This is a genomic window from Streptomyces sp. NPDC018947, assembly GCF_044390505.1.
Classification (GTDB): Bacteria; Actinomycetota; Actinomycetes; order Streptomycetales; family Streptomycetaceae; genus Streptomyces.
On the sequence record NZ_JBIRZD010000009.1, the window covers coordinates 80,827 to 105,803 of the forward strand.

Below are 24,977 nucleotides of genomic sequence, written 5' to 3' on the forward strand. Positions count from 1 at the left end.
GGACATGTGGCCGCGCGGGGCGGCGGGACCGTGCCGTTCCCGTCCGGCGTACCGGACCGGTGGCCGGCCCCGCCGCCCCGCGCGGACCTGCGGCTCCCGTTACCGGGTTTCGGGGACTGCTGCGGTGCGGCGGTGCGTCATCACGCGATCTTGCGTAATCGTTTCGGTGGAGCGGTCGAGCTGTGGCGCGCTGGACCTGCGGTGCTGTAGTGCCCGGGTGCGGTGCCGAGCGGGCGGGCTCAGTGGACCACGGCGCGTGCCATGGATCCGTGGCGTGGCTGCGCCGGGACACCGCGGGCCGGTTGCGGGGCGGACCTCGCCCCTGGCCCGGCGCCCTGCCGGCCCGCCGCCGGTCCGCGGCGCGGCTGGGCCGCCGCACCGTTCTGGACGTCCATCACCGCGTGCGCCACCAGACCGCCCATGGGGTCGTGCCTGATGAGGTCCCGCAGGCGGGACCGCGACGAGCGTCCTTCGTTGCCCGGGTACAAGTGCTTGCCGAGACCGACCGCGTGGGCCAGCGCGGCGAGCGCCGCGGTCCGCGGGTCCGGCGGTACACCGGTGCGGATCGCCGAGTCCAGCCGGGCCCTGATCTCCCGGCTGATCGCCGTGTCCGTCGCCTGGTAGCGAGTCGTCGGCAGCACCCCGCACATCTGGCCCTCCACGGCATGCACCATGCCGCAGCGCTCCAGATGCGAGAGGTAGGTCTGGCGCAGCCCCAGGCGGGGCCCGCCGATCCAGTGGACCGCGCGTACCGGGGCGCCACGCCTTCGCAGCAGCTCCAACGCGCAGTCGAGTGTCGGATCTCCAGTCGGCCGTGGGGCCACCACGGCGATACGATCCCCGTCTGGGGCTATCCGTCCGGCCAGCGCCAGCTCCACGAGCTGCGCTCCGGCCAGACCGAGATCGAGCGACTGCGGCTGTGCGGTGGTACCCGTGGTCGGGTCCAGCGCCAGCAGCAGAAGCTCCTCCGGAAGTGTTCTGCGGCTCCTGCCCATCCATGCCTCCCCGCGTGGATGACAGACAGGGTGACCCCTCTCACATTGGTCTGTCGAGGGTGCGTGACCGGTTCGTAGTGGAACCAGTAGGTATGTCGTTCTCGTCTACCGCGTGGGTTCTACCCGTACACAGGACACTGGTACATGGTTCGGTAGCGCACACAGGACGTGCGGCGCATGGAGGAGGCATCGGTGGCGGGCGAGTCCCCCGACAGGTCGAAGCAGCGCGAGTCGTCGGAAGAACCGACGTCGGGGAGCGCGGGTCCGGTTCCCGAAGCCAGGACAGAGGTGAGCGAGGCACGTGATCCGCGGCTGGCCGTCGCGCGGGACGCCTCGAAGCCCTCGGCGTCCGCCCGGTCTTCGCAGGACGCCGGATCCGCGTCGGCGCGCGGGGGGGTGGACACGGCCACCCGCGTGTTCTCCGCCTCTCCGGCCAAGAGCGGGACGGCGGACGTGAAGGAGGCCGAGGAGGCTCCTCGGTCCGAGAAGTCCGAGAAGTCCGAGAAGTCGGGAACGGACGTCGCCGAGGACAAGGCGGCCCCCGAGGGTGACGCCGCTTCACGGGAGTCCGGCGCCGAGAGCGCGTCGGGTACCTCCGGTGAGGGCCGGCTGCGGGAGGCGGTGGCGGCGTGGGTCGCCACCGCGGACGAGCGGGCGGCCGCGAACGCCGGGGCGGATGACGAGGACGAGGACGACGACGCGCCGGAGGACGCCGGGCCCGCGAAGGCCGGCGAGGCCGAGGACGCCGAGGACGCCGCCCAGGGCTCCGAGAACGCCGGGGACTCCGGGGACGCGGACGACGACGCGGGCACGACCGCCGACGACGCCGAGACCGGCACGGACAAGCCCGCCGTCCAGGACGCGAAGGCCCGGGACGCGAAGGCCGACAAGCCCGCCCCCGAGGACGCGAAGGCCGAGGACGGGGACTCCGACGAGCCCGCCGCCGAGGACGCGGACGACGCGTCCGGCGAGGAGGACGAGGAGCGGGCCGACCCCTCCCCCGTCGACCAGCCCACCGCCGTCTTCAAGGCCGTGCGCCCCTCCGCGCCCGCCGTCGACCAGCCGACGACCATGCTGAAGCTGGGCGACACGGCCCCCGAGCGCCCCAAGAAGGACGCCGGGAAGGACGGCAAGGACGCCAGGGGCGGCACCGCCGCCGAGACCGATGCCGAGCGCACCAGCAAGTTCGTCGCCCTGCGGCACCTCGACGACCCGGCGACCCGCAAGCCCCCGCCGCCCGCCGGTGCCGCACGGCCCGGCGCCGAGCCGCCCCGCGTGGTGCCCTCCGGCGTCACCGCCGCCGTGCCGCAGATCGGTCCCGAGCGCACGACGCAGCAGCCGCTGCCGCCGAAGCCGCCGCTGGACCTGCTGGCGGAGCTGACCAACACCCCGCCGCCGCCGGAGACCCCGCTGCGGACGACCGTGCGCCGGGTCAAGATCTGGACGCCGCTGGTCCTCCTGCTGGTGATCGTCGTCGGCATCGTGCAGGCGATGCGTCCGCTGCCCGCGCCCGAGCTGGACCTCACGGCGCAGGAGAGCTTCACCTTCCAGGGCGACAAGCCCCGGATCCCGTGGCCCGACAGCGGCCAGGCCGCGCTCGACGTGCAGGGCATCGGCACGTTCGGCTCGTCCGGCGAGCAGAAGCCCGTGCCGATCGCCAGCGTCGCCAAGGTCATGACCGCGTACGTCGTGCTGCGCGACCGCCCGCTCAAGAGCGGCGCCGAGGGTCCGAAGATCCCGATCGACCAGGCCGCCGAGGACCAGTCGGACGCGGACGGGGAGTCGACCGTCGACGTCTACGCGGGCGACTCGATCTCCCAGCGCGAGGCCCTGGAGGCCGTCCTGATCGCGTCCGCGAACAACGTGGCGCGGCTGCTGGCCCGTTGGGACGCGGGGTCCGAGGAGGCGTTCGTGGCGAAGATGAACGCCGCCGCGAAGGACCTCGGCATGACCAACACGACGTACACCGACCCGTCGGGGCTGAACAACACGACGGTGAGCACGGCCGTGGACCAGGTGAAGCTGGCCAAGGAGGCGATGAAGTCGCCCGCCTTCCGCGAGGTCGCCGCGATGATGTCGTACGACGACTACAGGGGGAAGAACCACCCCAACTGGAACCAGCTCGTCGGCTACAACGACGTCGTCGGCATCAAGACCGGCACCACCACCTCCGCGCTGGGCAACCTCGTCTTCGCGGCGAAGAAGGAGGTCGGCGGCGAGACGCGGACCATCGTCGGTGCCGTGGTGCGCCAGCCGGCGGGCGGCAAGGACAACACCATCCTCGGTGCCGCGCTGCACAGCAGCGACAAGCTGATCCGGGCCGCGCAGGACACGCTGGAGTCGTCGACGATCCTGAAGAAGGGCGCCGTCGTCGGGTACGTCGACGACGGTCTCGGCAACCGCACGCCGGTCGTCGCCACGCAGGACGTGAAGGCCGTCGGCTGGCCGGGCCTGACCGTGAAGCTGACGTTCGAGGCGGACGAGGTGCCGCACACCGCAGCGGCCGGCACCAAGGTGGGCACGCTCACCGTGGGCGACGGCGGGGTCAGCGGCGCGGTGAAGGTGCCCGTCGCCCTCCAGCAGGACCTCGTCGAGCCGGCCCTGACGGACAAGCTGACGCGGATCGGCTGAGTCCGGGCCCGCCCGGAGCACGACACCGACGCCCCCGCGACCCCCGTGGCGAGCACTCGCCGCGGGGGTCGCGGGGGCGTCCTCGCGGGCGAGGCAGCCAGGGCGCGGGGGTGCGTGCTAGCGTCACGAAACGGGGCAGGTCGCCGGGTCGTGGGAGCGCGGCCGTGAGGAGTACGGGCCGGACGCGGCCGAGAGCAGAAGACGGGACACGGGGAGTGCCTTCAGGTGGCCACTGCGGAGCCGACACGCGCCGACGACGCCGATCCGGGACCGGGAGCCGGCCCGCCACGCGTACCCGCCCCCCGCAGGGACGGCGACCGTGACCAGGCCCGTACCGGACGGGAACGGGCCTCGGCCGAGCCGGCACAGGACGAGCACGGCGCACCCGGGCCCGACGAACCCGGGCGCGGCCATCCCGAACACGACGCACCGGAAGTTCCCTCCGCGATGACGGCCGCCCTCCTGACCGTGCGCGAGCGGATGCTGCGCCACCCCGTGCTGTCCGTCACCGCCCTCGCCGGGCTCCTCCACATCGTCTGGTTCTTCACCTTCGCCAACAGCGGCGGGGACCTGGCGGCGCAGGACGCGTGGGCGGAGTTCGTCGGCCGGCACCCGGCCTCGGCGTACAACCTCGCCTGGTACGGCGGCATGCACCCGGTGTCGTACAGCGTGGTGTCGCCGTATCTGATGTCGGTGCTCGGCGTCCGGACGACGATGATGATCGCCGGGACGGTGTCGGCCGGGCTGCTGACCATGATCCTGATTCGCAGCCGTGTCGTGCGCAATCCGCTGTGGGCGTCGCTGGCGGGCCTGTTCGGGCTGCTGTGCAACGCCATCTCGGGCCGGGTGACGTTCGGGCTGGGCACGATGTTCGCGCTGGGCGCGGTCGCCGCGGTGTTCTGCTGGCCGCACCGCTGGCGCCACGAGCGCTGGGCGAAGGCGCTGTGCGCCGCGCCGCTGGCCGCGCTGTCCACGATGGCCTCGCCGGTCTCCGGCCTGTTCGTGGGCCTGGTGGCGGTGGCCCTGTTCCTCCAGAAGCGCCGTCCGGGCGCCTGGGCGCTGGGGCTGGCGCCGGCCGCGGTGGTCGCGCTGTCGGCCTGGCTGTTCCCGTTCTCCGGCACGCAGCCCATGGGGTTCGGCTCGGCGGTCCTGCCGCTGGTCTACGCGGGCCTGGTGTTCGCGTTCGTGCCGCCCGCCTGGACGACGGTGCGGATCACGTCGGCGGTCTACGGGCTGGCCGTACTGCTGGTCTGGGTGATCAGCTCCCAGATCGGCTCCAACATCACGCGGCTGTCGATGCTGTTCGCCGGGGTCGCGCTGGTGGCCGCGCTGCCGTTCACGGTGCCGCGGTCGCGCAAGTGGTACGCGCTGGTGGTCTCGATCGCCGGGTTCGTGGGCTGGATCGGCTTCAAGTCGGCCGACGACATCGTGCACACCACGCCGGCCGCGTCCTGGGCGCGCGAGCTGGCGCCGCTCGTCAACGAGTTGCAGGAGGTCGGCGCGGAGAGGGGCCGGGTGGAGGTCGTACCGGCCCGCTCGCACCGGGAGGCCTCGGCGCTCGCCCCGTACGTGAACCTGGCGCGCGGCTGGAACCGCCAGGCCGACATGGAGCGCAACCCCCTCTTCTACGACGACACGCTCAACTCGGCGAACTACCACGAGTGGCTCCAGCGCTGGGCGGTGCGCTTCGTGGTGCTGCCCAAGGACGAGCCGGACGGTGACGGCGGTGAGCGGGAGCGGGAGCTGGTGCAGCGGGGGCTGCCGTATCTGAAGCAGGTCTGGGGCGATGCGAACTGGCAGCTCTTCGAGGTCACCGACCCCGCCCCGCTGGCCGAGCCGGACGCGGTGGTCGAGCGCGCCGAGCAGGGCGCGTGGACGATCGACGTGCGCAAGGCGGGGCCCGTGCTGGTGCGGATGCCGTACTCGCCGTGGCTGAGCCTCGTCGACGCCGAGGGCAAGAAGCTGAAGCCGCCGCAGGAGACGGAGGCGTCCAAGGAGCGGGCGGAGGGGGAGCCGAAGACGTTCGACAACGTCAACGGCTGTCTGACGGAGACCGAGGAGACCGTCGACGGCGACACGTGGACGGTGCTGGTCGCGCCCGGGGCGGGTACGTACCGGCTGGCCGCGCCGTACGGGTTGCAGCGCGGCACGCCGTGCCCGGACGAGATGCGGGAGGAGCTGGCGGACCGGATCGGGGAGCTGCTCGGGGACGAGCGGATGGCGGAGTCCGGGTAACGGCCGCGGGGTTCACGCCCTCGGGTATCGGGCGAGCCAGCCCGGGGACGAGCCGGCCGGGCCGTGCAGTGCGGGGCCCTGGGTCATCTCCATGGCGAAGTCGTCGGCCAGTTCGAGGATCGTCGGACGGCCCTCCAGTTCGGCCAGCCAGGCCGGCGGGAGGGCCGTCTCGCCGTGCAGGGCGCCGAGCAGTCCGCCCGTCAGCGCGCCGGTCGCCGCGGAGGGCCCGTCGTGGTTGACGGCCAGCCGCAGTCCGTGCCGTACGTCCTCGCCGACGAGGGCGCAGTACACGGCGGCGGCCACGAGTCCCTCGGCCGTTCCCGGGCCGGTCAGTTCGGTCACCCGGGCCGCGGTGGGCAGTCCCTGGCGTACCGCGCCCAGGGCGTGCTGGAGGGCGCTGGACACCGGTTCGTGGCCGGGCCGGGCGGCGAGCAGTCCGAGGGCCCGCTGCACCGCCGGGTCCAGGCTCTCGCCGCGGGCCAGCCCGTGGACGACGACGGCGTACGCGCCCGCCGCCAGGTATCCGGTGGGGTGCCCGTGGGTCTGCGCGGCGCACTCCACGGCGAGCTGGGCGACGAGCTGGGGCTCCCAGCCGACCAGCAGTCCGAACGGCGCCGACCTGGCGGCGGCCTCGGCGCCGCGTTCGCCGGGGTTCTTCGGCGCGTCCGGGGTGCCCATGGTGTCGTCGCCGAGCCCGAGCAGCAGCGCGCGGGTGGGGTCGCGCCGGACGTACAGCCACTCCTCGCGGGCCAGCCAGCCGTCGTCCTCGCGCCGCAGGTCGGGTCCCCAGTCGCGCTGGGTGGCGGCCCAGCGCCGGTACGCGCGGTGCAGATCGGTCGGCGGGTGCCAGGCGCCGGTGTCCCGCCGTACCTGGGCGCGGATCAGCCCGTCGACGGAGAACAGGGTGAGCTGGGTGAGGTGGGTGACGGCGCCGCGGCGTCCGTAGGCGGGGGCGAGGCCGGCGGGGCCCTCGGGGCCGTGCGCCTCGCGGATCGCGTCGAGCGGCAGCGCGTCGACGGGCGCCCCGAAGGCGTCCCCGACCGCGGCGCCGAGGAGCGTTCCGCGCACCCGGCTGCGGAAGTCCTGCTGCTCCGCACGCCCCCACACGGCAACAGCGCCCGTCGAGCCCACCTGACCTCCCGCGGCACCGTGTGTACGTACGACGCGCAGCACTGTAATCGAACGGGGACGGTGGGTTCACGGTGCGCGAGGGGGCGAAAACGTGGCCGCCGGGTCGAAGGGGGACAGGCGTCAGCCGTACCAGGTCACGTTGCACACGTAGACGCATGCGTGACGGGGCGCGGCGAGGAAACTGATGAAGCCACGGCCGCCGAGGATGTCGAACTCGCGCAGACCACCGTCACGGTCGAAAGGCCTGCCCACCCCGAGGGCGTCGGAGCCGAGGACCGCCAGTTCGGAGGCGATGCGCTCCACTTCGGCCACCACCTCTGCCGGCAGACCTCCCGTGATGTACCCGGCGCTCGGGTTGTAGTCCCACGACCAGTCCGTCACAGGCCGGCCTCTGCCTCCGCCGCCTCGCGGATCGCCCGGATCTCCGCGATGGCCCCGGACGGGTCCTGCTCACCGGCGTCGATGATCCGCTCCAGCTCGCGCAGCCGTTCAGCACGGGCCGGATGGCGTTCGATGGCGACGAAGACCGCCCAGGAGTGCACGAAAGCGCGGAGCGGTGCCAGGCTCTGCGTCTGCTGCGCGTGGGTCGTCGCGTCGAAGAGGTGCTGCGTGAGGGCCGGGAGTCTGCTCGGCGCGATACGCGCGACCGCTCTCCTCAGCGCGTCGGGGGTCAGCTCAGGCATCGGGATCAGCGGTCCGTAGGGGCCGTCGCTCTGAGCACTCATGGTGACCTCCGGTGCTGGTACTTCGCTCCTCGTACGGTACCGGCGGTGACGGCGGGAGGCGGCTGGGGTGGCGCAGGCCACGTGATGCGTTTCGGGCAGCACCCTAGGCCGCCCGGTTCGGGTGGGTGCGGCAGTCACGGCAGTGGCCCGGGGCCGGGGAGCGGAAGGCGCGTTCGCAGCCGTCGCAGGTCTGGAGGGGGGCCGGGTGGTGCGGGGCGGGACCGGACGGCCGAGAGGGCGGGGCGGGCAGGAGCGGGGGGAGGTCGGCGGTGAGGCGGCGTTCCAGGAAGGCCGCCGGGTGGCGGATGGGTTCCCGGGGCAGTCCCGCCGTGAGGAGGCGTTCCACGGCGCTCGCGGGGACGCCCCGCTCCAGCCAGACCGTCACCGCCGGGGCGAGGCGGCGCACCTCGCTCTCGGTCAGCAGCAGCCGGGAGTCCTGGACGCGGAGGCGGGCCAACAGACCGGCCGCCGGGGAGCGGCCGGCCCGGGCGGCGGGCGCCTCGGCGACGGGCCCGGCGGCGGCCTGGGCGGCAGGGGCCGGGGCGCCGGGCGCCGGGGCCGTCCTCGCGACGGACGGCGGCGTGGCGGGATCGGCGGCCGGGGCTGCGGGCAGGGCGGCCGGGGCGGCGGCCGTGAGGGCCGCGCGGGGCCTGTTGTAGGAGACCGTCCGGGTCACGACCCGGCCGGATCGAAGACGCTCCTTGGCGCGCGTCAGGTACCCGTGCCGCTCCAGCTCCCGCAGGGCCGCGGCGATGCGGATCTCGCCCTCGGGGAACTTCCCCGCCAGCGTCTTGATGCCGACGGGGGCCCCGGCGGGCAGCGACTGGATGTGCACCGCCAGGCCGATCGCCGTCAGCGACAGGTCGGGGTGCTGGAGCAGGTGGTTGCCGACCACGGTGAAGTGGTCGTGGTGCGGCACGTTGCAGTGCTCGACTCCTCCGGCGGAACGGCCGGACGAGGGGCGCGCGTGCGCGCTAGGGTGCTGCTCAGTCATCGGGAAGACGGCTTTCTTCCTCGGTGATCAGGCCCTCGCACTGGGATGGCAGTCCCGGCGAGGGCCGAACCATGTCTGGGGTTGTCGCCGCCGACGCTGCACCACGAACGCCGCGCCACGCCAGCCGAGTTGGCGATATTCACTCTGGAGAGTGAGCAGCGGGGACGGCAGGGGCGGGTCTGGTTCTTTCCCCGGTTCTTTGGTCCTTGGCGTCGCGCCCCACCGGGTCACACCGGGCCGCGACCCGGTGTCAGCTCGGCCCAGACCGTCTTGGCGTGGGCCGGTGCCTCCCTCACGCCCCAGCGCTCCGCGTACGCCGCCACGATGCGCAGTCCCCGCCCCGTCTCCGCCTCCGCGTCCACCGGGTCGGGGCCCCTCGGGACCCGGTCCCCCCTCGCGTCGGTCACCTCGATACGAAGCGTGCCCGTGTCCCCCAGCCTCAGCGCCAGCCGGAAGTCCCGCCCCGGGACGCGGCCGTGCAGGACGGCGTTCGCCGCCAGCTCCGCCACGACCTGCGCGGCGGCCTCGTACGGCACGCCCCAGTCGGCGAGTTGGCGCTCCGTGAGCAGCCGGGCCAACCGGGCACCTCTGCGCGTCGCGGACAACTGGACTGCGAAACAGGGCTCGACAGAGGTGGTCTCCTGGTCCAATTTCTGGCTCATGTCACCCAGCGTGGCCGACCGCCCCTACGCTGAACAGCAACGACCCCGGTACCGTGCGTGATCGTCCGGATGCCTGCCGTGGTCGTACGGCTGGTACGCCGGGAGGGGAAGACGTGGAGGACGACGAGGCCGCGGCCGTACTCAGGGCGGTCGGCAGGCAGATCAAGATGTGGCGCGAGGCCGCGGGGCTCCGGCAGGCGGAACTCGGCGCCGCGATCGGGTACGGCGAGGAGATGGTCTCGTCGGTCGAACGCGGACGCCGGGTCCCCAAGCCGGACTTCCTGGACAAGGCCGACGAGGTGCTGGGAGCGGGCGGCAAGCTCTCGACCATGAAGGAGGACGTGGAGAAGGCCCGTTACCCGAAGAAGGTACGGGACCTGGCCAAGCTGGAGGACGAGGCGGTCGAGCTTGGTGCCTACGCCAACCATTACGTCCATGGGCTGCTTCAGACCCAGGCGTACGCCCACGCCCTGTACACGATGCGGCGGCCCTCCTACGGCGAGGACGAGATCGAGCGGCATGTCGCCGCGCGCATGGCACGGCAGAGGATCTTCGAGCGAGTTCCCCACCCCGTGCTCACATTCGTCCAGGAGGAAGTCACGCTCCGACGCCCCATCGGGGGTCGGCCAACGCTGCGGCAACAGCTTGAACACCTCCTGCACGTCGGCTCGTTGCGGCACGTCGAAATCCAGGTGATGCCGACGGACCGCGAGGACCACGCGGGCATGGGCGGGCCGATCCGTCTGTTGAAACTCGGTGACGGAAAGACCATCGCGCACGAAGAGGGGCAGACCAGCAACCGGGTCATCAGTGACCCTCGGGAAGCTCAACCTCTCGAAACGCGCTATGGGATCATCCGGGCGCAGGCCCTCCCACCCCGGGAGTCGCTGGCGTTCATCGAGAAGATCCTGGGAGAGGAAACATGACCGCGCTGAAGTGGTTCAAGAGCAGCTACAGCAGCAATGAAGGTCCCGACTGCGTAGAGGTCGCCATAGCCCCCGCCGACGCCACCGTGCACGTCCGTGACTCCAAGGCCCCCGACGACGGCCGGCTCACCTTCACCGGCGCCTCCTGGCAGGACTTCCTCGGGTTCGCCGTGCGGCGTTGACGCATGGGGGCGCGGGGGAAGTACTGCGGCATGACGACCACCACCTCGCGCGCCCCGGCCCTCGCGGGCACCGTGCTGACCGGCATCCTGGCCCTCTACATCACGCTCGTCGCCGTCGGGAACATCACCGACTTCGGCACCAACCAGCAGTTCGTCCGCCATGTCCTCGCGATGGACACCACGTTCAAGGACGAGGACCTGATGTGGCGGGCGATCACCACGGAGTGGGTGCAGGACGCGGCGTACGTCGCGATCATCGTCTGGGAGACGCTGGCCGCGCTCGTGCTGCTGTACGCGACCTGGCTGTGGATACGCCGTTCCCACGCCGCCGCGCGGCGGGCGACCACCTACGGCACGCTGATGCTGATGCTGCTCTTCGGCGCCGGGTTCATCGCGATAGGCGGCGAGTGGTTCGCCATGTGGCAGTCGGAGACCTGGAACGGGCTGGACGCCGCGACGCGGGTGTTCCTGCTCAGCGGCGTCGTGCTGATCGTGGCGCACCTGCCGTGGGAGAGGGCCGGCGCTAGCGGACGACCGTGACCTTCGTGCCCTTCGTGCCGAACGTCCACAGGGCCGCGCCGTCCGGCTTGTGCAGGCGTATGCCGCCGGTCTTCGCGCCCTCGGCGGGCGGCGGGGGCGAGGAGCCGTCCAGGGCGTTGGAGAAGGCGACCGAGACGCCGTCCTCCAGGGCGAAGTACACGATGTGCTCGATCGGGACCCCGTCGGAACCGGTCGTCGAGTCCCGGCGGGCGCCGATCGTGTAGTCGCCGGGGGCGGGGCTGACCGTGCCCGGCCACACCGCGAAGGAGCGGCGCGGGACGTCGCTCGCGTCGACCAGCCAGACCCGCTTCTGGCCGAGGGAGTAGACGATGCGCCGCCCGGCGCCCGAACCGTCCGGGACCGCGGGCGGTTCCGTCTCCCGGGGCTTCGAGGACGCCTCCGCCGTGGCCGACGGCCGCGGCTTCGACACGGCGGCCGTGGGGTGCGGGCCCTGGTCCGCCTTCACACCCAGGACGGTCACGGCCGCCACCGCCGCCACGGTCAGACCGGAGACCCAGGCCCATGAGGGAACTCGGGCAGGCACGGGCACGCATCTCCTCAGCTACGAGATCCCCGACACACCGGGGGTCCGATCATCGTACTGCGAGCGGCCCGTGCCCCGGTCCGGCGGCGGCCGGTCCTCCGGCGGTCAGTCCAGGACCGGCAGCAGCTCCGGAAGGTGCCCGTCCGACGCCTTCGCCGCACGCTGCCGCTCCTCGGGGACCTCGCCGTAGAGCGTGGTGCGGGGCCTGGCCGGACGGCCCGCCGCCTCCGCGACCGCGATCAGGTCCTTGACCGACTTGTACGAGCCGTACGACGAGCCCGCCATGCGCGAGATCGTCTCCTCCATGAGCGTCCCGCCGAGGTCGTTCGCCCCGGAACGGAGCATCTCCGCCGCCCCCTCGGCGCCGAGCTTGACCCAGCTCGTCTGGATGTTGGGGATGTGGGGGTGCAGCAGCAGGCGGGCCATCGCCGTGACCGCCCGGTTGTCCCGCACCGAGGGGCCGGGCCGCGCGATGCCCGCCAGGTAGACGGGCGCGTTGGTGTGGATGAAGGGCAGCGTGACGAACTCCGTGAAACCGCCCGTGCGCTGCTGGATCCCGGCGAGCGTGCGCAGGTGGCCCAGCCAGTGCCGGGGCTGGTCGACATGGCCGTACATCATCGTGGACGAGGAACGGATGCCCAGTTCGTGCGCCGTCTCGATCACCTCGATCCACGTCGCCGCCGGCAGCTTGCCCTTCGTCAGGATCCAGCGGACCTCGTCGTCGAGGATCTCCGCCGCCGTGCCGGGGACGGAGTCGAGGCCCGCCTCCTTGGCCGCGCTCAGCCACTCGCGCACCGACATGCCGGTGCGGGCGGCGCCGTTGACGACCTCCATCGGCGAGAAGGCGTGCACGTGCATGCCGGGGACGCGCTCCTTCACCGCCTTGGCGATGTCGAAGTACGCCGTGCCCGGCAGGTCCGGGTGGATGCCACCCTGCATGCAGACCTCCACCGCGCCCACCTCCCACGCCTGCTGGGCGCGGTCCGCCACCTGGTCCAGGGAGAGCGTGTACGCGTCGGCGTCCGTGCGGCGCTGCGCGAACGCGCAGAAGCGGCAGCCGGTGTAGCAGACGTTCGTGAAGTTGATGTTCCGCGTGACGATGTACGTCACGTCGTCGCCGACCGCCGACTTGCGGACGTCGTCGGCCACCGCGCACAGCGCGTCCAGCGCCGGGCCGTCGGCGTGCAGCAGCGCCAGTGCCTCGTCGTCCGTCAGCCTGGTCGGGTCGTCCGCCGCCGTCGCCAGCGCCTGGCGGACGTCCGTGTCGATGCGCTGCGGTGCCATGCCGGGCACCGCCGCCTCGCGCAGGGCGTCCCAGTCGCCGTACACCTCGTCGAAGTCCTCGCGGCGGTCGGACGTGCGGCCCTCGGTGTCGATCGTGGCGTGCAGGTCGGTGCGGCCGAAGGACGTGAACGCCTCGTCCGGCTCCTGCCACGGGTGCCCCTCGACCACCGCGTCCGGGAGGGCGAGGCCCGTCTCCGGGTCGGCCAGCGCCCGTACGTGCGGCAGCAGGCGCGGGTCCAGCCAGGGCTCGCCGCGCCGGACGAACTCCGGGTACACACAGAGGCGTTCGCGCAGCTCGAAGCCGGCCGCCCGGGACCTGACGGCCAGCTCCTCGATCTGCGGCCACGGCCGCTCGGGGTTGACGTGGTCGATGGTGAGCGGGGACACGCCGCCCCAGTCGTCGATACCGGCCCCGATCAGCCGCTCGTACTCGGCGTCCACCAGGTTGGGCGGCGCCTGGAGGCAGGCCGACGGGCCCATGATGTGCCGGGCGACGGCCACCGTGGCGACCAGTTCGTCCAGTTCCGCGTCCGGCATCCCGCGCATCGCGGTGTCCGGCTTGGCGCGGAAGTTCTGGATGATGAGTTCCTGGATGCCGTGGTGGGCGCGGGAGACCTTGCGCAGCGCGAACAGCGACTCGGCCCGCTCCTCGTACGTCTCGCCGATGCCGATGAGGATGCCCGAGGTGAAGGGGACCGAGGAGCGCCCCGCGTCCTCCAGCACCCGCAGCCGTACGGCCGGTTCCTTGTCCGGGGAGCCGTGGTGCGGGCCGCCCGGCTCGGACCACAGGCGGGTCGCGGTCGTCTCCAGCATCATGCCCATCGAGGGCGCGACCGGCTTCAGGCGCTGGAAGTCCGTCCAGGTCATGACGCCCGGGTTGAGGTGGGGCAGCAGGCCCGTCTCCTCCAGGATGCGGACGGAGACGGCGCGGACGTAGGCGATGGTGTCGTCGTAGCCGTGCGCGTCGAGCCACTCGCGGGCCTCGGGCCAGCGGTCCTCGGGCTTGTCGCCGAGGGTGATGAGCGCTTCCTTGCAGCCGAGGGCCGCGCCCTTGCGCGCGATGTCCAGGACCTCGTCCGGCGACATGAACATCCCGTGCCCGGCCCGGCGCAGTTTGCCCGGCACGGTGACGAAGGTGCAGTAGTGGCACTTGTCCCGGCACAGCCGGGTCAGCGGGACGAACACGCTCTTCGAGTACGTGATGACGCCGGGGCGGCCGGCCTCGGCGAGACCGGCGTCCCGCACCCGGGCGGCGGACGCGGTCAGGGCGTCGAGGTGCTCGCCGCGGGCCTGGAGCAGCACCGCGGCCTCGGAGACGTCGAGGGCGACACCGTCCCGGGCGCGCCTGAGGGCGCGGCGCAGGGAGTTCTCGGTGGGACCGCCGGGGCCGGCGGCACCGGCGCGGTCGTCGGGTCCGGATCCGGAGGTCGCGGAAGTCGTCATCCTTCGAGCATACGAGCGGCATGATCGGCGCGGGGCGCCCCGCCGCCGCGCCACCGGCCGGTTTCCGGCCCTCCATCCGCCGAACCCCTTTCCTTGCACGGCGGTTCACGGCTCAATACGAACGTTGCACGCACCACCACTGCACCACCCACGCCCTGTCATCCACGACACCCTGGGAGCAGCAGCATGTGCGAGGACGACCACGCCGGGATCGGCAGACGCGCGGTGTTCGTGACGGGAGCCGCCGCCGCGCTTACGTTGGCGACCGTGAGCTTCGCCTCGGCAGCAGACGGCCCCGGACCGCGGACGAGAACCGTGCGCGGCACCCTTCCCCCCGGCTCCCCCGACTTCGTGTACGTCCCGGTCGACGTCCCGCCGGGGGTACGGGAGATCAGGGTCTCCTACACCTACGACCGGCCCGCCGTCCCGGCCGGCACCCCGGGCAACGCCCTCGACATCGGCGTCTTCGACGAGCGCGGCACCGAGCTGGGCGGCCGGGGCTTCCGCGGCTGGTCGGGCGGGGCTCGCAGCGAGTTCTTCCTGCGCGCCGACGACGCGACGCCGGGCTACGTCCCGGGGCCGGTACGGGCGGGCACCTGGTACATCGCGCTCGGCCCGTACACGGTCGCGCCGCAGGGGCTGTCGTACGAGCTGACGATCACGCTCACGTACGGGGAGCCGGGCGGGACCGTGCCGCCCGTGTACCCGCCCCGGCGCGCCAAGGGGCGGGGCCGCGCCTGGTACCGGGGCGACTGCCACCTGCACTCCGTCCACTCCGACGGCCGCCGCACCCCGGCCGAGATCGCGGCGCTCGCGCGGGCGGCGGGACTGGACTTCATCAACTCCTCCGAGCACAACACCCACTCCGCGCACGCCCACTGGGCGGACCTGGCCGGGGACGACCTGCTGATCCTGCTGGGCGAGGAGGTCACGACCCGCAACGGGCACGTCGTCGCCCTCGGCACCGACCCCGGCACCTTCGTCGACTGGCGCTACCGGGCCCGCGACAACCGCTTCGGCCGGTTCGCCCGGCAGATCCGCCGCGCCGGGGGCCTGGTCGTCCCCGCCCACCCGCACGCCACCTGCATCGGCTGCAACTGGAAGTTCGGCTTCGGGGAGGCCGACGCCGTCGAGGTGTGGAACGGGCCCTACACACCCGACGACGAGGTGGCGCTGGCCGACTGGGACGGCATGCTGGTCGCCTCCGTGCGCGAGGGACGGGACTGGATCCCGGCCATGGGCAGCAGCGACGCCCACCGGGACCCGGACACCGTCGGGCACCCGCAGACCGTCGTCCTCGCCGACGACCTGACCCGGGAGGCGATCCAGGAGGGCATCCGCGCGGGACGGTCGTACGTCGCCGAGTCCGCGAAGGTGTCGCTCGCCCTCACCGCGTCCGGCGGGCGGGGCGAGCACGCCGGGATCGGCGAGCGGCTCCGCGTGGACGCGGACACCCCGGTCACCGTCCGCCTGGAGGTGTCGGGCGCCCCGCGCTGCACCGTGCGGTTCGTCACCGACCAGGGCGTGCTGTTCACCAGCGCCCCGCTGCCGGTGTCCGGCTCGGGCGTCGTGGAGTGGCGGACGACGGCGTCCTACGCGGCCTACGTACGGGCCGAGTTGCGGCACGAGGCGGCGGCGGGACCGCTGCCGGGCGCGTTGGCGGGCTTCACCAACCCGGTGTTCCTCGGGCGGGGGTAGCGGCGCGCGGTCTCCGGGGGGCCGTCAGGGCGTCCCCGGCGAGGCGGCCGGGACGCCGTCGTCCAGGTCGGCCACCACCGCCGCGTGGTCGGAGGGCCAGACGCCGTCCACCGGGCCCGCGCCCGCCCGCCGTACCGTCCGCACCCGGCCGGCGCCGCCGGGGCCGGGCGGGCCCACGTGGACGTAGTCGATGCGGATGCTCCGCTCGCCGTCGGCGCGGGTGACGTACGGGTTGGCCGTGTCCCAGGTGCCGCCGGGCGCCGCCGGGTCGGCGTGGTCCCAGGCGTCGTACAGGCCCGCGGTGCGCAGCAGCCGGACCTCCCCGGTGTGCGGGCGGGCGTTGAAGTCGCCGGTCACGACGGGCGGGTGGGCGGTGCCGCGCCCGTGCTCGGCGACGAAGCGGGCGAGGGCGGCGGCCTGCTCCCGGCGCACCGTCGCGGCACCGGACGCGGAGGTCAGGTGGGCGGTGAAGAAGGGGACCGGGTGCGCGGGCGCGTCGACGCGGGCGTACAGCGCGAGCCGCCCGTCGTCCAGTTCCGCCGGGACGGGCAGCCGCAGCACGGCCCGCTCCACGACGCGGCGGCGGCTGAGCACGGCCGTCCCGATGCCGACCGAGCCGTCGCCGATCCGCCGCTGCCAGCGTCCGGGCGCGGGCGACGCGGCCCACGTCCAGTGCAGGCCGAGTTCACCGGCCAGCCATCCGGCGAGATTGTCCTCCTCGGTGGCCCACACCTCCTGGAGCCCGACGACGTCGGGGTCGAGGTCCCGCAGCACGGCGAGGATCGCCTTGCGCCGCTCGGCCCAGGGACCGAACCGCCACCACAGGTTCCACGTCACGACCCGCACACCAGCACCGCCCGTCCGCCGTCCCCGTCGACACCCTCTCCCTGAGGCTGTCCGGAGAAGATGGAGGCACACACGACGGGAGCGTGAACGAACGATGTCGTCCTACGCCGAGACCAAGTACCGGGCCGTGACGGCCGTGCAGCGCCGGCTCAACGCGGTCATGCGCCGGCTCCCCGCCCAGACGCTGCTGGAGACCACGGGCCGCGTCTCCGGCCTCCCCCGCCGCACGCCCGTCGGGGGCCGCACGGCCGGGGGCTCCTTCTGGCTGGTGTCGGAGTTCGGCGAACGGGCGCAGTACGTCCGCAACATCCGGGCCGATCCGCGGGTGCGGGTGCGGATCCGGGGCCGCTGGCACACGGGGACCGCCCACCTCCTGCCCGACGACGACCCCCTCGCCCGCCTGCGCCGGCTGCCCCGCTTCAACAGCCTCGCCGTGCGCGCGATGGGGGCCCGGACGGGGCTGCTGACCGTGCGGGTGGACCTGGAGGGACCCGGAGGCAGGTGAGGGACCTGTGATCGGCGTCTCCCACGGCTGACGAGGTCGCCATGAACAAGGCAAACTGGCCTCGTTGCTCAGGATGTCTAGGGGGACGGCATGGACGGTGGACCGCGGGTTCCGGAGCAGCGGCTTGCCGGATACCCGGCGGAGGGCGGGAACCCGGCCGCGCTGCGCTTCGGCGTGCTCGGACCGGTGCGCGCCTGGCGCGGCGACGCGTCGCTGGCCACCGGCTCCCCCCAGCAACGCGCCCTGCTGGCCGCCCTGTTGCTGCGCGAGGGCCGCACGGCCACCGCGGGCGAGCTGATCGACGCCCTGTGGGGCGAGGACCCGCCGTCCCAGGCGCTGGCGGCGGTACGGACGTACGCGTCCCGGCTGCGGAAGGTGCTGGACCCCGGCGTGCTCGTGAGCGAGTCGGGCGGGTACGCCGTACGGGGGCTCGGGGAGGGCGCCCTCGACCTCGGGGTGGCCCAGGACCTGGCCGCCGAGGCGGAGAAGGCGCGGGGCGCCGGTGACCTGTGCCGGGCCCGGGACGCGCTGCGCCGCGCGCTCGCGCTGTGGGACGGCGAGGCGCTGGCGGGCGTGCCGGGCCCGTACGCGGAGACGCAGCGGGTCCGGCTGGAGGAGTGGCGCCTGCAACTCCTGGAGACGCGGCTGGACATGGACCTGGAGCAGGGCTGCCACGCGGAGGCCGTCTCCGAGCTGACCGCGCTGACCGCCGCGCATCCGCTGCGCGAACGGCTGCGGGAGCTGCTCATGCTCGCCCTGTACCGCAGCGGGCGCCAGGCCGAGGCGCTGGCCGTGTACGCGGACACGCGGCGCCTGCTCGCCGACGAGCTGGGCGTCGACCCGCGGCCCGGACTGCGGGAGCTCCAGCAGCGCATCCTCCAGGCGGACCCGGCCCTCGCGGAACCCTCCGCGCCGGCCGCCGAGTCGGCCGCGGCGCCGGTCCGCCCGGCCCAGCTCCCGGCGACGGTCCCCGACTTCACGGGGCGCGCGTCCTTCGTGCGGGAACTGAGCGAGGTGCTGGGCTCGGCGTCCGGTGCCGAGGGCCGGGTGATGGCCGTCTCCGCCCTCGCGGGCATCGGCGGCGTCGGCAAGACGACCCTCGCGGTGCACGTGGCCCACCAGGCGCGGGCCGCCTTCCCGGACGGACAGCTCTACGTCGACCTCCAGGGCGCGGGGGCGCGGGCGGCGGAGCCGGAGACGGTACTGGGCTCCTTCCTGCGGGCGCTCGGCACGGCCGACTCGGCCATCCCGGACTCCCTGGAGGAGCGCGCGGCCCTGTACCGGTCGGTCCTGGACGGGCGGCGCGTGCTCGTCCTGCTGGACAACGCCCGGGACGCGGCGCAGGTGCGCCCGCTGCTGCCCGGCACGGACGGCTGCGCCGCGCTGGTCACGTCGCGGGTGCGGATGGTGGACCTCGCCGGGGCGCACCTGGTCGACCTGGACGTGATGTCCCCCGAGGAGGCGCTGTCGCTGTTCACCCGGATCGTGGGCGAGGAGCGGGTCGCCTCGGAGCGGGAGGCGGCGCTCGACGTGGTCGGGGCGTGCGGTTTCCTGCCCCTGGCCATCCGCATCGCCGCGTCCCGCCTCGCGGCGCGCCGCACCTGGACGGTGTCCGTCCTCGCCGCGAAGCTGGCGGACGAGCGGCGCAGGCTGGACGAGCTGCAGGCCGGTGACCTGGCGGTCAAGGCCACGTTCGAACTGGGCTACGGCCAGCTCGAACCGGCCCAGGCCCGTGCCTTCCGCCTGCTGGGCCTCGCCGACGGCCCGGACATCTCCCTCGCGGCCGCGGCGGCGGTGCTGGACCTGCCGCCGGAGGACACGGAGGACCTGCTGGAGTCCCTGGTGGACACGTCCCTCCTGGAATCGGCGGCACCCGGCCGCTACCGCTTCCACGACCTGGTCCGCCTCTACGCCCGCGCCTGCGCCGAACGCGACGAACACCCCCCGAGCGAAAGGGGGGCGGCGCTGTCGCGGCTGCTGGACTTCTATCTGGCGACGGCGGCGGGGGTGTACGCGATCGAGAGGCCGGGGGACCGGACCGTGGACCACCTCGAACGCACCGATTTCGCGGGCATGCAGTTCAGCGACGACTCCGCTGCCCTGGACTGGCTGCACTCCGAGGCAGCTTGCCTCCTGGCATGCGTCCGGCAGTCCCTCGGACCGAGCACACTGCGCAGAGCGGTCGACCTCCTACTGGCGTCCAAAGACTTGGCGGAGTCAGGGGCGAGTTCGCTCAGTTACGAGGCGGCTGCGTTCGCCGTGCGGGACGCCACAGCCGTCGCAGGTGACGCACTCGCCGAGGGGCGCGCACGTACGACTCTGGCTCAGGTCCTCAGTCGTGCCGGACGCTTCGACGAGGCCGGTGCGGAAGCCGAACGCGCCATCGAACTCGGCAACCGGACCGGAGACTCGTGGACGAAGGGCAACGCTCATAACGAGCAGGGCATCATCGCCAACTGTCTGAACCAGCGCGACGTCAGCGAAACGCACCTCCGTGAGGCCATCAGGGCGTTCCGGGCCGACGGCAACCGGCCCGGTGAGGCCAGCGCACTCTGCAACCTGTCCCGTGTTCTCGTATCCGTGGGACGCACCACCTCGGGGATCGACCTGGTACGCCAGGGAATCGCCCTCTACGACGAGCTCGGGCTGACCTTCCGACTGGCCAACGCGCGGTACGCACTGGGGATCGCACTCAGTCACGCCTCGCGCCAGAACGAGGCTCTGAGCGAACTGTCCACGGCGCTGAAAACGTTCGTGGAGAACAGACAGCGTCTGTGGGAAGGGGCAACGCACTTCCGTATAGCTCAGGTGCACCTCTCGGCTCACCGGCCGGCTCAAGCAGCACAGCACGCCGAGCAGGCCTTGACGACCGGAAGTATCGGTGGTGACTGGATGCGCGCCAACATCCTCACTCTCCTGGGTCGTTCGCTCAGTAGTCTCGGTCAGACCGACCGCGCGCGTGCGTGCTGGCGCGACGCACTGGCCATCTACGAGGAATCCGGTGCGCCGGAATCGACGGAGTTGCGAGCGCTCCTCAGGCCGATCGAAGCGGCTTGAGCGAACAGCTCGTTCATCGAACGTTTATGGCTGGCTGCCACGATCAGGACATCGATCCGTCGCATCGGGGGGCAGGCGGGTCTGCGGGGCTTCATCTGTAGGGTGAACGACCCCGAGCACCCGTTCGGCGACCTTCGGGGGAGTCGCCGAACGGGTGTTCCCAGCCCAACGTTCCATCCACCGCATGGGGGTTCGCGCCAAATGAGCAACACCACGAGCAACAGCGAAGACGCGAAGAACGACACCATCACGACGCTCGACAGCCACATGCCGGCTCCGCCGAAGGACGGCAGCGTCACCACCCAGGACAGTCACATGCCGGCTCCGCCGAGCGATGACTCCATCACCACGCTCGACAGCCACATGCCGGCCCCGCCCGCCCTGGACCTGGACGGCAAGTAGACCTTCTTCACGCGGGGATCGGCCGCGGCGGCACGGAGGGGAGCCGCCGCGGCCGAGGCATGTCCGCGCCGCCGCAGGACACGGTCGTGGCTCCGCTGGACAACAACATGCCCTGACGGGTCACCCACGTCGACGAGGCCGGGGGGAACCCCGGCCTCGTTCGCGTGCAGCGCCCCGGCCGGATTCGGGTGGGACCAACGCCCCCTCCCCCGCCGGGAATCGGCCAAGCCTTGGCTTGTGTGGGTGGGATCGGTCGAACAACGGGGCCGTTGTCACTAGGGTTTTCCCGTCATGTCGGGGCAAGGTGGTGAGCCCTGGGAGGGGGAGCCGGGGGATGAGTCACCGGGCCATGAAGGGGCTGCTCTCCGCTCTTGGGAAGGAAGCCGCGAAGGACGTCGAGCGGCCGGGTGAGCCGCGGGCCGTGATGCGGGCCTTCTGCCGGGCGATGAGCGTGCGGGCCGGGCGGCCGGTGGAGCTGGTGTTCCGGGCGTTCCCGGCGGACATCCCCGTGTCGGGGCTGCGTCTCGACCTCGGGGACCGCTCCCTCGTCGTCGTCGAGGAACACACCGTCGCGGAGGCGCAGTTGGTGATCCTCGGGCACGAGCTGTGGCACGAGGAGCAGGGCGACCTGGGCCACCACGTCGCCGCCCGGGCCGTCGCCCCGCCGCAGCAGGCACCCGACGCCGTACGGCGGGCCGCGGAGCAGATCCTCGCTGACGCCGAGGTGCCGCACGACGCGCTGCTGGCCGTCGCCGCCCGGGCCGAGTCGCCGGACGACCACGAAGTCGACGCCGAGACCTTCGGGCTGCTGTTCGGCCGCGAGGTACGCACCTGGATGCGCGGCCGGTACGCCGAGGGCCCGGTCACCCCGGCGACGCTCGAGGGGCGCATGAACCTGTCCCTGACCAACCGCGGTGGGCGCCTGCTCTGATGGGCCGGCACCTCCACATCCCGTACGCGCTGCCCACCGCCCTGCTCGCCCTCGCCGTCCTGCTCAAACTGCCGACGTTCCTGCGGGCCTGGCGCAACCCCGAGGTACGCGCGACCACCGTGCTGCTGGCCTGCGCGACCTGCGTGCTCGTCGTCGTCACGCCCGTCAACATCGAGCGCCTCAACGCCTGGACGGGCATCCCCAACTTCGCCTCGCCGGTGGCGTACTCGTTCCTCACCGCGTCCGGCGCGACCGGCCTCACCATGATCACCCGGTGGCGGGAGGCCCCCTCGGAGCGGCGCCGGCGCGGCATCCGCCGGATCCACTGGGCGTACGGCGGCGTCGTGGCCGGGCTGTGGGGGACCTTCCTCCTGGCCCGCGTGCCGGAGCCTCGCGTGTACGACCTGGACACCTACTACGCCGCCACCCCGTGGATGCGGGAGCACATCCTGCTCTACATCGGCGCCCACGCGGTGACCGGCATCGTCGCCACGCGGATGCTGCGGCACTGGTCGCCGACCGTGACCGATCCCTGGGTGAGGTCGGGGGTCGTGCTCCTGCTGACCGGCTTCGCCGCCGGACTGGTCTTCGACGCGGCGAAACTGGCCGCCGTCGGGGCCCGTTGGGCCGGGGCCGACGGGGACGTCCTCAGCACCGAGGTCGCGCCGCCGTTCGCGCTGCTCCAGGCGTCGCTGGTCGCCGTCGGGTTCATCGTCCCGCAGGCCGGGCCCGCGCTGCGCAACGCGGTCCGCGACCAGCGCGAGTACCTGCGGCTGCGCCCGTTGTGGCGGGCGCTGCGCGTGCTCGCCCCGGCGGCGGCGCAGGCACGTCTCGGCTGGTGGGTGCCGCTCGACCTCAGGGTCATGCAGCGCCAGCAGCGCATCCACGACGCGCTGCGGCTGCTGTCCCCGCACTTCCGCCACGACGTGTACGAACGGGCCCTCGCCGCGGCGCGGGCCGAGCACGGCGAGGCGCGGGCCCGCGACCTCGCCGGCGCCGTCGCGCTGCGCGCCGCCATCGACGCCTACGCCGCCGGTGTCCCGGCCCCCGCGACCGAGCGGCAGCCGGGCATCGGCCCCGACATCAGCGACCACATCGGCACCATTTCCCTCGCCCTGTACCGACGGCGTGCCATCGCCGCCCTCGGCCGCCGGGTGACCAGCACAGAAAGCGGCCTCAACGCCCATGCCTGACAACCCCGTCGTCCACCGGCCGCGCGCCGTCGTCATCGGCGCCGGCGCGGCGGGCCTCTTCGCCGCCGCCGCGCTCACCGAGTTCGCGGACGTCACGGTCGTCGAGCGCGACGTCCTGCCCGAGGGGCCCGAGCCGCGCCGGGGCGTGCCGCAGGCCCGGCACGCGCACCTGGTGTGGAGCGGCGGCGTGCGGGCCTTCGGCGCGCTGCTGCCCGGCCTCGTCGACGACGTGGTCTGCCGGGGCGGGCGCCTGGTCCCCATCATGGGCGGGATGGTGTCGCGGGCCCCCAACGAGGTCTGGTTCCGCCGGTTCCTGGCGACCCACCACCGCAATCTGGTCTGCTCGCGCGACCTGCTCGACTCCGTCGTACGCGACCACGTGCTCAAGGACGGGCGGATCACCCTGCGCCAGGGCGCCACCGTCCTCGCCCTCGAAGGCGACGCCCGCCGCGTGACCGGCGTCCGCGTCCGGGACGGCGACGGCACCGGCACCGGCACCGGCACCGGCGAGCACCTGCTGCGCGCCGACCTCGTCGTGGACGCCTCCGGCCGCGGCTCCCGCGCCGCGCACTGGCTGGCCGGCCTCGGCCTGCCCCGCGTCACCGAGCGGGAGGTCGACGCCGGGCTCACCTACGCCACCCGTCTCTACCGTGCCCCCGGCACCACCGCCGACGGCGACTTCCCGCTGATCAACGTCCAGGCCAACCCGGCCAAGGCGCCCGGGCAGGGCGGTGTCATCCTGCCCGTCGAGGGCGGACGGTGGATCGTCACCCTGGGCGGCACCCGAGGCGGCGAGCCCACCGCCGACGCGGACGCCTTCGTGCCCTTCGCGCTCGGCCTCGCCGACCCGCTCATCGGCGAACTGCTGCGGGACGCCGAACCGCTCGGCGGCGTCGCCGTCACCCGCAGCACCGCCAACCGGCGCCGCTACTACGAGAAACTGAGGCGATGGCCCGACGGCTTCACCGTCCTCGGCGACGCCGTCGCCGGCTACAACCCGGTCTACGGGCACGGCCTGACCGTCGCCGCGCAGGGCGCCCTCGCCGTCCGTGACGTGCTGCGCCGCACGGCCCTCACGGCGCCGGGAACGGCCCGCGCGCTCCAGAGGGCCGCGGCCCGCCCGGTCGCGGCCGCCTGGGACCTGGCTGTCGGGCAGGACGCCTTCTACCCGGGCGCCGCGGACGCGCCGCCGACCGCGGTGGAACGCCTCCTCGCCCGCTACGTCGACCGGGCCGTCGCCACCGGCGCCCGCAATCCGCGCGCCATGGGCGCCCTGCTCGACGTGATGAGCATGGAGAGGCCCGCGACCAGGCTCTTCTCCCGCGACATGCTGGTCCCCATGCTGTTCGGGCCGCGGAAACCACACCTGGCCGGACCGCCGATCAGCGAGGCGGAACGCCGGGCGGCCCGCCCCTGAGGACCGTGCCGCGTCAGGTCAGCGGCAGCGGCTCCTGGTCGTCCAGTTCGCAGTGGTCGGGCACCATGCCCGGGGCGTCGAGCGGAAGGCGTACGCGACTGACGCCGCCCGCGGGGACGGTGGCCTCCTGGCTGGCGTCGTCGATGTTCACGTCGCTGCCGTCCTTGAAGAACACGGTCACGGCGAAGGTGTGCTCGACGCCGTTCGGGTTGGTGATCTCGACGGTGGCGTACGGGTCCTCCGGACTCGCGCAGCTCACGAGTTCGACCGTGGCCGGCCGGAGGGCGCTGCCGCCGTTGCCGCCGGTGTCGCCGTACTCGTCGTCGTGGTCGGAGTCGTAGTCGCCGCTGCCGTACCCCGAGCCGCCGCTCGTGCCGTAGTCGTCGTAGTCGTCGTCCTTGGAGACGCCGCCCGACGTGGAGGACGAGCTGTCGTGGTCCTGGCTGCTGCTGCTGCAACCGCCGCCCCCGCCGTCACCGCCGCCGCCGTGCCCGCGGCCCGTCGAGAAGCCGGTCAGGCTGAGGACCACCAGTGCCGAGATCGCCGTGTACCTGAGTGCTCGTCCCCGTGTCGTCATGCCCCCACGCTAGTGATCTCCTGTCACGGGCATGTCACCGTCGCGCCACGGCCGGGCAC

General features: G+C 73.3%; 22 protein-coding genes. 12 read left to right on the top strand and 10 right to left on the bottom strand.

The window, feature by feature from the left end; all coding sequences use genetic code 11:
- Positions 1-239 precede the first annotated feature (239 nt).
- Entirely contained in the window at positions 240-995 is a 756-nt protein-coding gene (locus ACH499_RS18525; protein WP_365597010.1) for a GPP34 family phosphoprotein, read from the bottom strand.
- Between the two features lie 177 nt (positions 996-1,172).
- Between ACH499_RS18525 and ACH499_RS18530 the strand changes: the two genes are divergently transcribed.
- Together ACH499_RS18530 and ACH499_RS18535 are read left to right on the top strand one after the other, a co-directional pair.
- Complete coding sequence (locus tag ACH499_RS18530) at positions 1,173-3,626, top strand: D-alanyl-D-alanine carboxypeptidase (RefSeq protein WP_399016929.1); 2,454 nt, start codon at positions 1,173-1,175, stop codon at positions 3,624-3,626.
- Positions 3,627-3,851: 225 nt separating this feature from the next.
- Entirely contained in the window at positions 3,852-5,861 is a 2,010-nt protein-coding gene (locus ACH499_RS18535; RefSeq protein WP_399016931.1) for an MFS transporter, read from the top strand.
- Positions 5,862-5,873: 12 nt separating this feature from the next.
- Here ACH499_RS18535 and ACH499_RS18540 read toward each other — a convergent pair whose 3' ends face one another.
- The 5 genes from ACH499_RS18540 to ACH499_RS18560 form a co-directional block, all read right to left on the bottom strand.
- Positions 5,874-6,992, bottom strand: a complete 1,119-nt coding sequence (locus tag ACH499_RS18540; RefSeq protein WP_356198718.1) for an ADP-ribosylglycohydrolase family protein — start codon at positions 6,990-6,992, stop codon at positions 5,874-5,876.
- A gap of 120 nt (positions 6,993-7,112) precedes the next feature.
- Entirely contained in the window at positions 7,113-7,373 is a 261-nt protein-coding gene (locus ACH499_RS18545; RefSeq protein ID WP_399016933.1) for a hypothetical protein, read from the bottom strand.
- Positions 7,370-7,717, bottom strand: a complete 348-nt coding sequence (locus tag ACH499_RS18550) for a DUF6247 family protein (protein WP_356198722.1) — start codon at positions 7,715-7,717, stop codon at positions 7,370-7,372. The genes ACH499_RS18545 and ACH499_RS18550 overlap by 4 nt, the downstream gene beginning before the upstream one ends.
- 103 nt (positions 7,718-7,820) lie before the next feature.
- Positions 7,821-8,711 carry a helix-turn-helix domain-containing protein gene (locus ACH499_RS18555; protein ID WP_399016935.1) on the bottom strand — a complete coding sequence of 297 codons (891 nt, stop codon included), beginning with the start codon at positions 8,709-8,711 and terminating at the stop codon, positions 7,821-7,823.
- A gap of 227 nt (positions 8,712-8,938) precedes the next feature.
- Positions 8,939-9,373, bottom strand: coding sequence for an ATP-binding protein (locus ACH499_RS18560; RefSeq protein ID WP_399016937.1), 435 nt, complete (start codon positions 9,371-9,373; stop codon positions 8,939-8,941).
- A gap of 113 nt (positions 9,374-9,486) precedes the next feature.
- Here ACH499_RS18560 and ACH499_RS18565 point away from each other — a divergent pair, with 113 nt between their 5' ends.
- Genes ACH499_RS18565 through ACH499_RS18575 form a run of 3 tightly spaced genes read left to right on the top strand, consistent with a single transcriptional unit; the run spans position 9,487 to position 11,021 of the window.
- Positions 9,487-10,299: a helix-turn-helix transcriptional regulator gene (locus tag ACH499_RS18565; protein WP_356198726.1), complete on the top strand. Its 813-nt coding sequence runs from the start codon at positions 9,487-9,489 to the stop codon at positions 10,297-10,299.
- Positions 10,296-10,481, top strand: a complete 186-nt coding sequence (locus ACH499_RS18570; protein WP_356198728.1) for a DUF397 domain-containing protein — start codon at positions 10,296-10,298, stop codon at positions 10,479-10,481. Before ACH499_RS18565 ends, ACH499_RS18570 begins: the two co-directional genes overlap by 4 nt.
- A gap of 30 nt (positions 10,482-10,511) precedes the next feature.
- Positions 10,512-11,021, top strand: coding sequence for a DUF2165 domain-containing protein (locus ACH499_RS18575; protein WP_399016940.1), 510 nt, complete (start codon positions 10,512-10,514; stop codon positions 11,019-11,021).
- On the opposite strand, the gene ACH499_RS18580 is transcribed toward ACH499_RS18575, so the two are convergent.
- Both ACH499_RS18580 and ACH499_RS18585 read right to left on the bottom strand, forming a co-directional pair.
- Positions 11,005-11,565: a hypothetical protein gene (locus ACH499_RS18580; RefSeq protein ID WP_399016942.1), complete on the bottom strand. Its 561-nt coding sequence runs from the start codon at positions 11,563-11,565 to the stop codon at positions 11,005-11,007. The two genes, ACH499_RS18575 and ACH499_RS18580, sit on opposite strands and share 17 nt — an antisense overlap.
- Before the next feature lie 105 nt (positions 11,566-11,670).
- Entirely contained in the window at positions 11,671-14,292 is a 2,622-nt protein-coding gene (locus tag ACH499_RS18585) for a bifunctional FO biosynthesis protein CofGH (RefSeq protein ID WP_356198732.1), read from the bottom strand.
- A gap of 186 nt (positions 14,293-14,478) precedes the next feature.
- On the opposite strand from ACH499_RS18585, the gene ACH499_RS18590 reads away from it, so the two are divergent.
- A complete protein-coding gene (locus ACH499_RS18590; protein WP_399016944.1) occupies positions 14,479-15,990 on the top strand; it encodes a CehA/McbA family metallohydrolase in 1,512 nt (503 codons plus the stop codon).
- 24 nt (positions 15,991-16,014) lie between these two features.
- On the opposite strand, the gene ACH499_RS18595 is transcribed toward ACH499_RS18590, so the two are convergent.
- Entirely contained in the window at positions 16,015-16,836 is an 822-nt protein-coding gene (locus tag ACH499_RS18595; RefSeq protein ID WP_399016946.1) for an endonuclease/exonuclease/phosphatase family protein, read from the bottom strand.
- A 94-nt stretch (positions 16,837-16,930) separates the two neighbouring features.
- On the opposite strand from ACH499_RS18595, the gene ACH499_RS18600 reads away from it, so the two are divergent.
- The 6 genes from ACH499_RS18600 (at position 16,931) to ACH499_RS18625 (ending at position 24,341) form a co-directional block, all read left to right on the top strand.
- Positions 16,931-17,341, top strand: coding sequence for a nitroreductase/quinone reductase family protein (locus ACH499_RS18600; protein WP_356198737.1), 411 nt, complete (start codon positions 16,931-16,933; stop codon positions 17,339-17,341).
- A gap of 90 nt (positions 17,342-17,431) precedes the next feature.
- Positions 17,432-20,398: an AfsR/SARP family transcriptional regulator gene (locus tag ACH499_RS18605; protein WP_399016949.1), complete on the top strand. Its 2,967-nt coding sequence runs from the start codon at positions 17,432-17,434 to the stop codon at positions 20,396-20,398.
- Between the two features lie 201 nt (positions 20,399-20,599).
- Positions 20,600-20,800: a sigma-like protein gene (locus ACH499_RS18610; protein WP_356198740.1), complete on the top strand. Its 201-nt coding sequence runs from the start codon at positions 20,600-20,602 to the stop codon at positions 20,798-20,800.
- A gap of 334 nt (positions 20,801-21,134) precedes the next feature.
- Positions 21,135-21,731, top strand: a complete 597-nt coding sequence (locus ACH499_RS18615) for a toxin (RefSeq protein WP_365596957.1) — start codon at positions 21,135-21,137, stop codon at positions 21,729-21,731.
- Positions 21,731-22,924, top strand: a complete 1,194-nt coding sequence (locus tag ACH499_RS18620; RefSeq protein ID WP_399016951.1) for an MAB_1171c family putative transporter — start codon at positions 21,731-21,733, stop codon at positions 22,922-22,924. The genes ACH499_RS18615 and ACH499_RS18620 overlap by 1 nt, the downstream gene beginning before the upstream one ends.
- Positions 22,917-24,341, top strand: a complete 1,425-nt coding sequence (locus tag ACH499_RS18625) for an NAD(P)/FAD-dependent oxidoreductase (RefSeq protein WP_399016953.1) — start codon at positions 22,917-22,919, stop codon at positions 24,339-24,341. Before ACH499_RS18620 ends, ACH499_RS18625 begins: the two co-directional genes overlap by 8 nt.
- A 13-nt stretch (positions 24,342-24,354) precedes the next feature.
- On the opposite strand, the gene ACH499_RS18630 is transcribed toward ACH499_RS18625, so the two are convergent.
- Positions 24,355-24,918, bottom strand: coding sequence for a hypothetical protein (locus tag ACH499_RS18630; RefSeq protein ID WP_399016955.1), 564 nt, complete (start codon positions 24,916-24,918; stop codon positions 24,355-24,357).
- Positions 24,919-24,977: the final 59 nt, after the last annotated feature.